The 12,113-nt window shown below is 41.3% G+C and carries 16 protein-coding genes; 9 read left to right on the forward strand and 7 right to left on the reverse strand.

All coding sequences use genetic code 11. From position 1 onward, the window contains the following. Nucleotides 1–3 precede the first annotated feature (3 nt). Both RIC88_RS05955 and RIC88_RS05960 read right to left on the reverse strand, forming a co-directional pair. Nucleotides 4–696, reverse strand: a complete 693-nt coding sequence (locus RIC88_RS05955) for an SDR family oxidoreductase (RefSeq protein WP_350216597.1) — start codon at nt 694–696, stop codon at nt 4–6. Then, complete coding sequence (locus RIC88_RS05960) at nt 696–2,279, reverse strand: acyl-CoA carboxylase subunit beta (protein ID WP_350216598.1); 1,584 nt, start codon at nt 2,277–2,279, stop codon at nt 696–698. The genes RIC88_RS05955 and RIC88_RS05960 overlap by 1 nt, the downstream gene beginning before the upstream one ends. A 115-nt stretch (nt 2,280–2,394) precedes the next feature. Between RIC88_RS05960 and RIC88_RS05965 the strand changes: the two genes are divergently transcribed. From RIC88_RS05965 to RIC88_RS05985, 5 genes are all read left to right on the forward strand, one after another. Continuing rightward, nucleotides 2,395–3,324 (forward strand): Ppx/GppA phosphatase family protein, encoded by a 930-nt coding sequence (locus RIC88_RS05965; RefSeq protein ID WP_350216599.1) that lies wholly within the window; start codon nt 2,395–2,397, stop codon nt 3,322–3,324. Nucleotides 3,325–3,348: 24 nt separating this feature from the next. Then, nucleotides 3,349–4,425, forward strand: coding sequence for an Ldh family oxidoreductase (locus RIC88_RS05970; RefSeq protein ID WP_350216600.1), 1,077 nt, complete (start codon nt 3,349–3,351; stop codon nt 4,423–4,425). Between the two features lie 7 nt (nt 4,426–4,432). Continuing rightward, nucleotides 4,433–4,858: a DUF1801 domain-containing protein gene (locus RIC88_RS05975; RefSeq protein ID WP_350216601.1), complete on the forward strand. Its 426-nt coding sequence runs from the start codon at nt 4,433–4,435 to the stop codon at nt 4,856–4,858. Then, the gene (locus RIC88_RS05980; RefSeq protein ID WP_350216602.1) at nt 4,842–5,315 is read left to right on the forward strand and encodes a hypothetical protein; all 474 of its coding nucleotides are present in this window, start codon (nt 4,842–4,844) and stop codon (nt 5,313–5,315) included. Before RIC88_RS05975 ends, RIC88_RS05980 begins: the two co-directional genes overlap by 17 nt. 117 nt (nt 5,316–5,432) lie before the next feature. Then, complete coding sequence (locus RIC88_RS05985; protein WP_350216603.1) at nt 5,433–5,789, forward strand: SiaC family regulatory phosphoprotein; 357 nt, start codon at nt 5,433–5,435, stop codon at nt 5,787–5,789. Between the two features lie 26 nt (nt 5,790–5,815). Here RIC88_RS05985 and RIC88_RS05990 read toward each other — a convergent pair whose 3' ends face one another. The 5 genes from RIC88_RS05990 to RIC88_RS06010 all read right to left on the reverse strand — a co-directional run bounded on the left by RIC88_RS05990 (nt 5,816) and on the right by RIC88_RS06010 (nt 8,679). Further along, nucleotides 5,816–6,340, reverse strand: a complete 525-nt coding sequence (locus RIC88_RS05990; protein WP_350216604.1) for a hypothetical protein — start codon at nt 6,338–6,340, stop codon at nt 5,816–5,818. Next, a complete protein-coding gene (locus tag RIC88_RS05995; protein WP_350216605.1) occupies nt 6,340–6,642 on the reverse strand; it encodes an FtsB family cell division protein in 303 nt (100 codons plus the stop codon). The genes RIC88_RS05990 and RIC88_RS05995 overlap by 1 nt, the downstream gene beginning before the upstream one ends. A gap of 84 nt (nt 6,643–6,726) precedes the next feature. Next, nucleotides 6,727–6,957 carry a hypothetical protein gene (locus RIC88_RS06000; RefSeq protein WP_350216606.1) on the reverse strand — a complete coding sequence of 77 codons (231 nt, stop codon included), beginning with the start codon at nt 6,955–6,957 and terminating at the stop codon, nt 6,727–6,729. A 20-nt stretch (nt 6,958–6,977) separates the two neighbouring features. After that, complete coding sequence (locus RIC88_RS06005) at nt 6,978–7,406, reverse strand: type I restriction enzyme HsdR N-terminal domain-containing protein (RefSeq protein ID WP_350216607.1); 429 nt, start codon at nt 7,404–7,406, stop codon at nt 6,978–6,980. Continuing rightward, nucleotides 7,384–8,679, reverse strand: coding sequence for an MFS transporter (locus tag RIC88_RS06010; protein ID WP_350216608.1), 1,296 nt, complete (start codon nt 8,677–8,679; stop codon nt 7,384–7,386). The genes RIC88_RS06005 and RIC88_RS06010 overlap by 23 nt, the downstream gene beginning before the upstream one ends. Before the next feature lie 70 nt (nt 8,680–8,749). Here RIC88_RS06010 and RIC88_RS06015 point away from each other — a divergent pair, with 70 nt between their 5' ends. From RIC88_RS06015 to RIC88_RS06030, 4 genes are all read left to right on the forward strand, one after another. Next, nucleotides 8,750–9,679, forward strand: coding sequence for a succinylglutamate desuccinylase/aspartoacylase family protein (locus RIC88_RS06015; protein ID WP_350216609.1), 930 nt, complete (start codon nt 8,750–8,752; stop codon nt 9,677–9,679). Nucleotides 9,680–9,714: 35 nt separating this feature from the next. Next, complete coding sequence (locus tag RIC88_RS06020; RefSeq protein ID WP_350216610.1) at nt 9,715–10,131, forward strand: GNAT family N-acetyltransferase; 417 nt, start codon at nt 9,715–9,717, stop codon at nt 10,129–10,131. Between the two features lie 31 nt (nt 10,132–10,162). Then, nucleotides 10,163–10,891, forward strand: coding sequence for an ankyrin repeat domain-containing protein (locus tag RIC88_RS06025; protein ID WP_350216611.1), 729 nt, complete (start codon nt 10,163–10,165; stop codon nt 10,889–10,891). Between the two features lie 142 nt (nt 10,892–11,033). Continuing rightward, nucleotides 11,034–12,113, forward strand: coding sequence for a serine hydrolase domain-containing protein (locus RIC88_RS06030; protein ID WP_350216612.1), 1,080 nt, complete (start codon nt 11,034–11,036; stop codon nt 12,111–12,113).

The following is a 12,113-nucleotide window of genomic DNA, read 5'->3' on the forward strand; positions in this document are numbered from 1 at the left end:
ATTTTATATTGATTTTACTAATCCTCCATCGATGAGGAAATCTTGTCCTGTGATATATTCTGATTTGTCGCTAGCTAAAAATGAAACCAGCTCAGCCACTTCATTAGGTTTTCCCTGACGCAACATTGGAATCTGCTTGATTGTTTCTTCATCTGCCAGATAGCTATCTATGAAGCCCGGCAGCACATTGTTCATTCTAATATTTGAACTCGCATATTTAGCTGTGAAAAGCTTGGTAAAGCTACTTAATGCAGCTCTTGCTACACTGGAGATTGGAAAGTTTAATGAAGGCTCCTTTGCCCCAAAAGTAGAGATATTGACAATCGACCCTCCTCCGCTCATGTGAGGTGCAACCAATCTTGACATGCGAATGACATTCATTAGTGCCAGATCAAATCCTCCCTTCCATTGCTCATCTTTCAGTTCCATCAGTTCTCCTTTTGGCGGATGTCCGGTGTTATTTACCACCACATCAATCCGACCATAAGTCTCCAATGTAGCTTCAACCAATCTGGTTAAATCCTCTACATTATCGGTTGACCCCTGAACAGCGATTCCACCAAACTTGCTTGCCAGATCATGTATTCCGGATGAACGAGAAAGAATGGCCAACTGGTAGTCTTCCTCCGCCAACTTTTCGGCACAGGCTAGCCCCATACCTTTAGATGCTGCTGTGACAATGGCGACTTTACTCATTACAATGGAATATTCCCGTGCTTCTTTCTTGGTAGCTTATCTACCTTGTTTTCCAGCATTTTAAATGCGTGAATCAATTTCGTTCGTGTATTGTGAGGCATGATAACCTCATCCACAAAGCCTCGCGCTGCAGCGATATACGGGTTGGCGAACTTCTCCGTATATTCATTGATTTTTTCCTGAAGCTTCGCGTTAGGATCATCCGCTTTTTTAATTTCTTTTCTGAATATGATCTCAGAGGCACCCTGCGCACCCATTACTGCAATCTCTGCAGTAGGCCATGCATAATTCATATCCGCTCCAATGTGTTTAGAGTTCATCACATCATAAGCTCCACCGTAGGCCTTTCTCGTGATTACAGAGATTCTTGGAACGGTTGCTTCGCTAAAAGCATAAAGTAATTTTGCTCCATTGGTAATAATCGCATTCCATTCCTGATCCGTTCCCGGAAGGAATCCAGGCACATCTACCAACACCAATAGTGGGACATTGAAGCTGTCGCAGAAGCGAACAAATCGACCACCTTTTGTACTTGAGTGAATATCCAGCACTCCTGCCATACTCATTGGCTGGTTTGCAACTATACCTATGCTTCTACCAGCCAGTCTTCCGAACCCACAAATAATATTTTCTGCAAAATCCTTATGAACCTCCAGAAAACTTTCCTTATCAATGATGCCATTGATCACGTCATGCATATCATATGGTTGGTTGGGGTTATCCGGGAGGATGTTGTCCAATACCTCTCTGGTTTCATCACCTATTTCATATTCAAGCATTGGAGGCTCTTCTTCGCAGTTGGAAGGTATATAGCTCATCAGCTGCTTGATCTGACGAATGCATTCTGCTTCATTGGCGCAGGCAAAGTGGGTAACTCCACTTTTGGATGCATGAGTTTGCGCTCCACCCAATTCCTCGCTGGTCACTTCTTCCTGTGTCACCGTCTTCACTACATTCGGTCCGGTCACAAACATGTAGCTGCTTTGCTCTACCATGAAGATGAAGTCTGTAATGGCCGGTGAGTAAACAGCGCCACCTGCGCATGGTCCAAGAATGGCTGAAATCTGCGGAACAACACCTGAGGCAAGCGTATTTCGATAAAATATATCCGCATAGCCGCCCAAAGACACCACGCCCTCTTGAATACGTGCACCACCTGAGTCATTCAATCCAATCACAGGCGCTCCATTTTTCATAGCCATGTCCATGATCTTCACGATTTTTTCTGCAAAAGTCTCAGAAAGTGATCCACCAAACACCGTGAAGTCCTGGCTAAACACATAAGTCAACCTACCATCAATAGTACCGTACCCTGTAACAACACCATCACCAAGAATCTTCTGCTTGTCCATCCCAAAATCAGTGGCCCTGTGGGTCACAAACTTTCCGATTTCCTCAAACGAACCTTCATCCAGCAAAAGGTCAATTCGTTCTCGTGCAGTCAGTTTTCCTTTTTCGTGTTGCTTCGCTATTCTAACTTCCCCTCCACCCTTGAGTGCTTCTTCGTTCATTGAATCGAGTCGCTCAATTTTTTCAGCAGTGGTTTGGATATTAGTTGCGGTTTTAGGTTTTTCTGTACTCATATTTCTTTGCAAAACGCCAAAGATAAGGTGAGCACAGGACAATGAGAATTCAGAAATTATCAATCGTGCAAATCAAGAATCTCTCCATTCCAATTTGCTATATTGCGGCCTGTTTATGAAGGTAGCTGTAATAGATTTAGGTACAAATACTTTCCATCTTCTGATTGCCAGAGTGGATCAAAACTCCCATGAAATTCTTCATCGTGAGCGAAAAGCGGTGAAAATTGGCGAGAAAGGGATCAATAAGGGTGAAATAACAAAGGAAGCCTGGGATCGGGCTCTGAAAGCACTTCATGAGTTCCGAGAAATGATTGATGCCAATGACATTGATCAGATTTTTGCCACTGCCACCAGTGCTATCCGAAATGCGAATAATGGCCTGGCACTTGTCGATGAAATCAAATCTCAAACCGGCATTGAAATAGAAGTTATTTCCGGGATGAAAGAAGCTGAGCTGATTCACCTCGGAGCAAGTAAAGCCCTTGAATTTGGGACTGAGAAAAACCTCATTATGGATATTGGAGGTGGGAGCATTGAGTTCATCATTGCTGATAGCCAAAAATCTCACTGGATGCAAAGTTTTGAGGTGGGTGGTCAGCGATTGGTTGAACGTTTTCATCGCACGGATCCTATTTCCAAAGAAGAAATTGCGGATTTACATACTTTCTTTGAAAATGAGCTTAAATCACTAATCAGCGCTTGTGAGAAATTTAAACCGAAAACCCTGGTAGGGTGTTCAGGGACTTTCGACACCTTGAGTGATATCTATTGTGAAGAGCTTGGTATAACTCGTAATGTTAGTGCCACTGAGTATCCATTTGAAAACAAGGCCTTCACAAACATCTATAAAAAGCTTATTACCCTTACTCGGGATCAACGTCTAAAAATCCCAGGCATGATTGAAATGCGGGTGGATATGATTGTAGTAGCATGTGTGCTTGTGGACTACCTTCTTGAAAAACTAAAGCTTGAAAACATTAGAATATCGGGATATGCGCTCAAAGAAGGTATTCTGTTTAATGTTCTTGAGAAGCTGAAGTCATAAATCACAATGATTTAATTTCGCCGAATGACTTTTTCAGCGGAAGAACTAAAACAATTTGCCACAGCAGTATTCATGAAAATTGGTTGCCCGGAGGCTGAGGCCATTCAGGCAGCTGATGTGCTGGTGAGTGCAGATCTCAGAGGAGTAGATTCACATGGTGTAGCCCGTCTTTCCGGGTACATACGTTTGCATGAAAAGAACAGGCTAAACGCCACACCTCAAATCAAAACAGTTCATGAAACCCCATCAACAGCGGTGGTTGATGGTGATTTAGGGCTGGGCTTGGTGGTAGGCCCACACGCCATGAAACTGGCCATCGAAAAAGCAAAAAATGTCGGGTCCGGATGGGTTTCCGTGAAAAACTCAAATCACTATGGCATTGCCGGGTATCATGCCATGATGGCATTGGATGAAGATTGTATTGGTATCTCACTCACCAATGCAAGCCCTTTGGTATCCCCTACTTTTTCAAAAGAGCGACTGCTAGGTACTAATCCGATTTCAATAGCGATTCCTACCAAAAATCAACCACCCTTTGTCTTGGACATGGCAACAACCACTGCCGCCAATGGTAAATTGGAAGTACTGCAACGAAAAGGTCTTGATGCACCAGAAGGTTGGCTACAAAACAAAGAAGGACACATAACTACTGATGCAAAGGGCCTGATAAAAGGAGGGTCTATGCGTCCTCTTGGAGGGGATCGTGAGCATGGATCACACAAGGGCTATGCGCTTGGAGCGGTAGTAGATATTTTATCAGCAGTGCTATCCGGAGCAAACTATGGCCCGTGGGTTCCACCGTTTGTGGCATTTATAGATCCGGCACCCAATCCGGTAGGTGAAGGGCTTGGTCATTTCTTTGGTGCCATGCGAATAGATGCTTTTCGTGATGGGGAAGAATTCAAATCTCACATGGATAACTGGATCAATCGATTCAGAGCTTCTGAAACAGTAAATCCAGATGAGAAAGTGCTAATCCCAGGTGATCCAGAACGTGAGATGACAGAAGATCGGCTGAAAAATGGCATTGATTTGCTGGATCCTGTTGTTAAGGATTTAAGTGAACTTGGTGAAAAGTTGGGTGTATCTTTAAAGAAATAGTTCAACAATGTCAGACCTCAAAACCCAACCCAACAATCAAAGTGTAGAGGCCTTTTTAGATACCATCGAGCCGGAATCGAAACGTGATGATGCAAGAGAGATTCTTAAACTTATGAAAAAGGTGAGCGGAGAAGATCCTGTGATGTGGGGCCCTTCCATTGTTGGGTTTGGCAAATATCATTACATGTATGATTCAGGAAGGGAGGGCGACTGGATGCTCACTGGGTTTTCTCCAAGAAAACAGTCGCTCACACTTTATTTGATGTCCGGATATGCGGAAATGGATCAACTCCTAAATAAGCTTGGGAAGTATAAACACAGTGTTAGCTGCCTTTATATCAAGCGGTTATCAGATATTGATATGGTTGTATTGGAAGAAATGATTCGAATCTCGATTGATATCATAAAAAAGAGATATGCGGAGTATAATTAGTCTGCTGCTCCTTTCTGCAATTTCATTTTCCGGATTTGCACAGCGTGTTACATTCAATGATCCGGATTTAACATTCAGCTTCAAAAAACCAAAAGACTGGCAAGTATTTGACGATGGTTATGTGGTGAAGATTAGTCCATCAGCTCAGGACACAGCCAATATCTACTTTTCATTTACTTATTTCGAGAGTGCACAGCCCATTGGGGTGTTACCGTTAACAGAAGGGCTGAAGCATGCCGATGAATCTCAAAATGATTTCATCCCTTTTGATGGAAAAATTGCCGGAGAGCAAGCTAAATATTTTAAATCCGTCCACGATAGCTCCATAATCACAAATTACCACTTCCATAAATATGGCCAGCGGTTTCAAGTTCAAACGAAAAGATCGGTAACAGAAAGCAAGGAAACTGACCAAACATTCAAGCGAATTATAAAATCCATTAAAGTAGATGATTAGGTAAGGTGCTCGACGAAAGAAATTTCAACTTCACCGACTTTTTATCTGGCTTAGACTAATCCTAAGAACTCCCAAATACAGTTGGAGTTTAATCATTACACCCTAATGCTAAATCACATGGATTATTTCCGCAAAGCCACCAAAACCTCACCTGCGGTGATGATGGACTCAAAAACAAGATCTGCACTTATTTCCGGCTCATCTTTATGTCGCGATACAACCGTATATGCCTCAGTAATTAAAGAGATGATCGAACAATTCGAAAAGTTTGATTACAGTGATTTGAATATCAAATTAGATGTTTTCAACACAATTGCAGCAAAGTCACTATTTGACTTACTTCGATCTTTTAAATTCAAAAGCAAAGCCCCTTCAATCCATTGGCATTTTGACAAAAAAGATCTGGAGATGAATGAAATGGCAAATGACTACAGTGAGTTGCTGGAGATGGAGTTTGAAATATCAGATAATTGAGATTCCTATAACTTAGAGAGAGGCAATTAAAAAATGCCAATGCCAATACCGGCCCGGATAACCCATGGGCTATTGTATGGTCTTGGGCTTTCAGCTTCATCATATAGCACGTTGTAAAGTGCCATGATACTAAAGGATGCTTTACCACCCAACTGCTCGGCATAACCGGCTCCAACAAATAAACTATTGTATCCAAACCGTTCGGTTCTTTCCGGTGGATAAAACAAGAACTCATAATTTAATCGTTCGAATTCAGCATACCCGAAAAATTGCTGAGTAATCTGATATCTATTAAAGACACTCCATCCGTAATTAGAAAGAGAAACGTCTATTGGTTGCTTTATTTTTACATATTGGTATATGATCCCAACACCAGCGGAGTATCGGTCGGTAATTTTATAGCCTACCTGTGGAGAAAGACTGATGTTTGTTTGGTTGGAGCTGGAACTAAATCCCCCTCCACCGCCAAAGTAAATTCGATCTCCAAACTTGTCTTGCCCAAATGAACAAAAAACAAGCATGACTGTAAAAAGAGATATAACTGATTTCATCAATCCTCTTTAACGACAATGTACAGATCCTCGTTTGGCTTTTTCATTAGATATTTTTCACGAGCCATTTTCTCGAGAAGATCAGGGTTATTATTAAGGGCAGCCTGATCATTTTTAACCTGCAGGATTTTTTCCCGATAGAACTCTCTGGCCTCTATAAGGTCAGCCTTTTTTCCTGAAAGATGTGCCTGCATAAACAAGTCATTACTGTCTATAAAGGCCAACCAGACTATCAAGAAAAAGGTAGCCAGAAAATAAAAATTCTTAAAAAAAGGAGGAATACGATCCAATAACTTTTTCATCTGCTTTGAAATTTAGTGGGTGGTTTGTCTTTCAAAGCTTCAGCAGATACATACAAATGTAGTGATTTTCCTTATCACAAAAACTTACGATTCATCTACCTCAAATGTTTTTAGCATACTTTCCCTTCGTCTCCAAATTATAAACGTGACTATTGCTATAAAAACCCAGACAAAAACTGACCATTCTAATTCTGGATTTACAAAAATGTATCGATACATTTTGTAACCAATCATTAGCAAGGCAAGAAGGAAAACAAGTAGTTGGCCTGTAGCCTGATTTTGCTTATTTCGGTATTCCTGTCTTGACACCTTCATGTTGCTAATATAGGTATCTGTCAAGATTGGTAAAAAGGAAATTCATTGATTTGGGTTAATCTGTTCTCTTCCCTCTTCCATATGAAATGGTTCATTCCATTGGTGATAGCCACGTATTGCGAGTCCAGCACTTTATTATACTCAGATACCTGATTGATCACTTTCTGATCGAGCTTAACGTTGGGTGCTTTGCATTCAACCAAAAGAAACATTTTCCCTTCCTTATCCAGAGCTGAAATATCCGAACGCTTTTGATTCTTAAAATAGCTCATGGAATACTCTAACCTGAACATACCTTTTGGATATTCCAGATGTGAAATTAATAGGTTTAAAAAATGCTGACGTACCCATTCTTCAGGAGTAAGCACCACCCACTTTTTTCTAACAAGGCAAAATATGTTCTTATCCTTTAGTTTGACTTCAAACTCAGGCAGTTTGAGCTTTTGCATTTTTCAATTTCACTTGAGATAGAAAAATGATTCCGATGATAAAGAATGATGCCAAAGCCAGTGTACTGTTTCGCATGCTTCCTGTTACCTGTTCGATATATCCGTATACAAATGTTCCAAATACAATAGAGAGGTTGTACGTCACGTCATAAAAGCTGAAAAATGAGGCAGTATCTACAGTATCAGGCGGCATAATCTTCGAAAAGGTAGCTCGGGATAGCGACTGAATTCCACCCATCACCAGACCTACCACTGCTGCCAATGCAAAAAATTCAATCTCCTGGTTCACAAAATAGGCGTAAAGACAGCACACGATCCAAATGACGATCATAACTAATAGCGACTGAATATTACCTCTTTTCTTTGACAAGAATGCGAAAAGAAAAGAACCCGCAATTGCCACAAACTGGATCAACAGTACAGTCATGATCAGCTTGGAGGCTTCCATCTTCAACTCTTTCGATCCAAAAGTGGCTGCAAGATACATCACTGTTTGAACGCCCATGTTGTAGAAAAAGAAGGCCAGCAAATATTTGCGCATGCCTTCCATGTCTTTCAGCTGCCCCCATACATTTCTAAGTTCTCTGTATCCGTTCGTAAGATAATGTCCCTCCGGCCTTCTTCCATGAGGGTTCTCCGGCAGTTTTGCAATGGCATAAAGTGAAAATCCAATCCACCAGACTCCCACGGTAAGAAAAGCGACTCGCGAAGCAATGCCTGCATCCGCTAATCCAAATGTATTTGGCATCTCAATGACCACAAGATTGAGCACCAATAAAATCACACTACCTAGATATCCGTAGGAATATCCCCTGGCACTTACGATATCTCGTTTATCTTCCGTTACAATTTCATTCAAAAACGCATCGTAGAAAACAAGGCTCCCGGAATATCCAACGCTGGCCATTACGGAGCACAGAATGCCCCATTCAATGTTTTTACCCGTGAAAAAGAAAAGTCCAATACATGAAAATGATCCGATAAACATGAACATCTTCAGAAAGAATTTCTTTTTCCCTGCATAATCAGCAATGCCTGATAATATGGGAAGTAGAATAGCTACCAGTAAAAAGGATGCGGATAGCGCATAAGAATACAACACTGAATTGACGACCTCCGTACCGAAAAAGTTCACCTTATCGCCACCATTGGCATTCACTGCCACCGCTTGATAGTAAATTGGAAAAATAGCGGAAGTGATGGTTAGCGAGTAAACAGAGTTTGCCCAGTCATACATACACCAGGCTCGAATAGTTTTCTTTTCGTTCAGCATAGAAAATCGTGTTGATGCGGCAATATAATGAATGCTACTTTGACTACTTTTAGCTTAACCAAAATACAATATGGACTTTGACCTAAAAAAGGAAAAGCTGCATAGACAGAATATTCCTACCGCTCGCCTACCCTCTGGAACAGTAATAGAGATTCCCATTTTTTCCTATGAATCCAAAAAGGATGGCCCTACCCTCCTGCTCATGGCCGGCATGCATGGGGATGAAATCAATGGTGTGGAGATCATGCGAAGGATTATCACAAAAAAATTGTATGAAGTGAAAGCCGGAAGGGTTATTCTAATACCCGTATTCAACGTTTTTGGTTTCATCAATTTCAGCCGTGAAGTGCCGGATGGTAAAGATGTGAATCGCTCATTTCCGGGAAATAAAAATGGCTCATTGGCTAGCCAGTTTGCTTATTTCATGATGGATGAAGTAGTTCCGCATATTGACTATGGAATCGATTTTCACACAGGTGGTAAACTCATCAATAACTATCCTCAAGTCCGGGCAATGCTCGATGATGACAAGAACAAGGCGCTGGCAACTGCCTTTGCTGCTCCCCTTATTATTAACTCCCCTTTTCGGGACAAGTCACTTAGAAAAGAGGCGGGTAAGCAAGGAAAAAGCATTCTGGTATACGAAGCTGGGGAATCACTAAAACTAAGGAAGCCCGCCATTGATGAAGGACTAAACGGGATGAAGCGGGTGATGAAGCACCTCGGCATGATTGAGGTAGCTCCTCAACCAACCAAAGTTCCTGTGATCATTTCTAAGTCTACCTGGTCACGAGCCAGCAGAGCTGGTTTACATTATGCTCAGGCCAGGAACGGCTCATTCCTCAAAAAAGGAGATATAATGGGCGTAATCTCAGATCCTTATGGGGAGTATGAACGGAAAGTCAAAGCCAGTCACGATTGTTATATTTTAAGTGTCAACAACAACCCGGTTGTAAATAGAGGAGATGCATTGTTTCACACAGGAGTGGTAGCGGAGTGATCACAGAGCTTAATCATAAAAACAAATCAGTGGCAATGAAAATCCGTGAGGTGTTTCAGGCTTCTTATGCTGTAGAGGCAAAGCTCCTTAACGCTGAAAAGAACTTTCCTCCTCTAAAACGGCCTCTCGCCGGATATATCGAATCAGATAATTCTTTCTATGGGTATCATGAAGGAGTTGCGCTTGCCGCTGTAATAGAAATAAAAGAAGCCGATAAATTAACACACATTCAAAGTCTGGTGGTTGACCCTGTTTTTTTCCGTAAAGGCATTGCGAGCAAACTACTGAGCTTTCTCTTTGAGAATTTTGATTCAGAAGTGTTTACTGTTGAAACCGGAGCAGCAAATGATCCTGCAATCAAGCTTTATGAGCGATTCGATTTTGTACAAGTAAAAAAATGGATGACGGAATTCGGAATTGAGAAGGTGGCATTTGAAAAGAAGAGCGATTGAGATTTCTTAGCTGATTCAGTAAATTAGTAATGTGGATGCACAAGAAATTATCAGTTTCATCAGTCGTGGACGCACTGACTTTATTTTCAAGCTCTTTGAAAAATCAAACTGGAAGGATCTGCTCAATGAAGGTTCGGTTAAACCCTTACAGTGGCTGGTCTACTACAATGACACTACCGCACTTAAAGCTGTCCTGAATGCAGGAGGAGATTTAAGTAGCATCAATGTCAATGATGAACTTGGCAATGCAGCCTTTTTTGGTCATTGGAAAGTTTGCGATTTCCTTATCAAACAAGGTGCGAATATCAATTACCATGTTGATAAAACAAAAGAAACTCCATTGCATAACGCATTGGCAAAAGCAGGACGTCCTTATTATTTCTATGTAGTAAGGCTTCTAGTTGAAAATGGTGCTGATGTGAACTCTAAAACAATCCCAGGACTGGAAACCGGTGCGTTTATGCGAGATGTAAGAACCAAGGGTGAATCACCTCTTCATCGTGCTGCTGCCTATGGTGATGAGCGTACAATCCAGTTTTTATTGGATAATGGTGCTAATAAAGAAGCCAAAGATGCCCATGGAGATACTCCGTTAAGCTGGGCCAGTCAACACTTACGACCAGGATCAGTTTTGTCTCTTCTATCTTTTGGAGATCATTTTATCAGTGAAAAACATAAAGAAATTAATATCAGTGACCATGGGAACGGCTGGGGAAATGGAATGGATTGGAACCTTTTGGGGGACTATTTGCCTGAGTGATAATAAATAATAGTCACCTCCAAGATCAACGTTACTTTAGTTCCCCAACGGGGGTTTTTCTATTTTTTGTGACCAGAACTTAATGGTCAGAGTCTAATGGGTGTGAATTCACTTTTCTGAATAAGACTTAAAAAAAATACCCATGAAATCATATAACATTTTCAACATCATTCTTTTTTTCCTACTCTGCAGCTGTGCTACCACCAAAAGCATAACACGACCTGACGGAGAAAAATTAAGCAAGCAGCAACTAGATCAAAAATTTAAGTCGAGTATAGAGTCGCTGGAAATCCCAGGACTATCAGTTGCCATTATTAACGCCGGTAATATTGTATATCATCAGGTCTTTGGCAAAATCTCGAAAGACAGTACCGCGCTCGTAACACAACAATCAATATTCGAAGGGGCCTCCCTATCAAAACCAATTTTCGCCTACTTTGTATTGAAACTGGCGGAGGCTGGATTAATAGATTTGGATCAACCGCTACACGAAGTTTTGCCTCATCCGGCCATAAAAGATGAGAGATACAAACTCATCACCCCACGAATCGTGCTCGCTCATCAAACCGGATTTCCAAACTGGAACAATGGAAAAGAAATCGAATTGGCATTTACTCCCGGGGAAGGATTCTCATACTCAGGAGAAGCTTATCAATACCTCACTGCATTTATCGGTACTAAACTAGGAACCGGGTATGAGTCAGGGCTTGATTCAGTCTTTCAGGAGATGGTAGCTAAACCTCTGGGACTAAATAACACCTTTTTTACCTGGAACGATTATATCGAAAAAAATAAGGTAATGGGTCATGAAAAAGGGATAACTACGCAGAATAAAGAGCGACATAAGGTTTTTGGTGCTGGATATAGCCTTCATAGTGAGGCAAGGGATTATGCCGCTTTCATTGCAGCAATGATTAATGAAAAAGGCCTTGCTCCTCAATTATACCAGCTGATGGTTACAGAGCAAACGGCATTTAGCCCGGAAAATCCACTTCGTGAATACGGACAGAGCGGCTGGACATTAGGCTTAGCAATGAGACCTTCAAAAGATGGCATGTGGTACCTTCACACAGGAAATAATCACGATTTTCAATCTTTTTGTGCATTTAACAAAGAAATGAAATGGGGGTTTGTATTTTTCATGAATGCAGACAAAGCAGAGCCCTTTTTTGAAGAAATTGAAGAAAAATTAGGTATCGGATTCTTTAGCAAAAAATCATAA

Origin of the sequence: Ekhidna sp., from assembly GCF_040220215.1 — a bacterium.
Classification (GTDB): Bacteria; Bacteroidota; Bacteroidia; order Cytophagales; family Cyclobacteriaceae; genus Ekhidna.

What these genes read in the sequence shown, in the direction of transcription:
- RIC88_RS05955 (WP_350216597.1), bottom strand. Translation starts at nt 696, where the DNA reads ATGAGTAAAGTCGCCATTGTCACAGCAGCATCTAAAGGTATGGGGCTA.
- RIC88_RS05960 (WP_350216598.1), bottom strand. Translation starts at nt 2,279, where the DNA reads ATGAGTACAGAAAAACCTAAAACCGCAACTAATATCCAAACCACTGCT.
- RIC88_RS05965 (WP_350216599.1), top strand. Translation starts at nt 2,395, where the DNA reads ATGAAGGTAGCTGTAATAGATTTAGGTACAAATACTTTCCATCTTCTG.
- RIC88_RS05970 (WP_350216600.1), top strand. Translation starts at nt 3,349, where the DNA reads ATGACTTTTTCAGCGGAAGAACTAAAACAATTTGCCACAGCAGTATTC.
- RIC88_RS05975 (WP_350216601.1), top strand. Translation starts at nt 4,433, where the DNA reads ATGTCAGACCTCAAAACCCAACCCAACAATCAAAGTGTAGAGGCCTTT.
- RIC88_RS05980 (WP_350216602.1), top strand. Translation starts at nt 4,842, where the DNA reads ATGCGGAGTATAATTAGTCTGCTGCTCCTTTCTGCAATTTCATTTTCC.
- RIC88_RS05985 (WP_350216603.1), top strand. Translation starts at nt 5,433, where the DNA reads ATGGATTATTTCCGCAAAGCCACCAAAACCTCACCTGCGGTGATGATG.
- RIC88_RS05990 (WP_350216604.1), bottom strand. Translation starts at nt 6,340, where the DNA reads ATGAAATCAGTTATATCTCTTTTTACAGTCATGCTTGTTTTTTGTTCA.
- RIC88_RS05995 (WP_350216605.1), bottom strand. Translation starts at nt 6,642, where the DNA reads ATGAAAAAGTTATTGGATCGTATTCCTCCTTTTTTTAAGAATTTTTAT.
- RIC88_RS06000 (WP_350216606.1), bottom strand. Translation starts at nt 6,957, where the DNA reads ATGAAGGTGTCAAGACAGGAATACCGAAATAAGCAAAATCAGGCTACA.
- RIC88_RS06005 (WP_350216607.1), bottom strand. Translation starts at nt 7,406, where the DNA reads ATGCAAAAGCTCAAACTGCCTGAGTTTGAAGTCAAACTAAAGGATAAG.
- RIC88_RS06010 (WP_350216608.1), bottom strand. Translation starts at nt 8,679, where the DNA reads ATGCTGAACGAAAAGAAAACTATTCGAGCCTGGTGTATGTATGACTGG.
- RIC88_RS06015 (WP_350216609.1), top strand. Translation starts at nt 8,750, where the DNA reads ATGGACTTTGACCTAAAAAAGGAAAAGCTGCATAGACAGAATATTCCT.
- RIC88_RS06020 (WP_350216610.1), top strand. Translation starts at nt 9,715, where the DNA reads ATGAAAATCCGTGAGGTGTTTCAGGCTTCTTATGCTGTAGAGGCAAAG.
- RIC88_RS06030 (WP_350216612.1), top strand. Translation starts at nt 11,034, where the DNA reads ATGAAATCATATAACATTTTCAACATCATTCTTTTTTTCCTACTCTGC.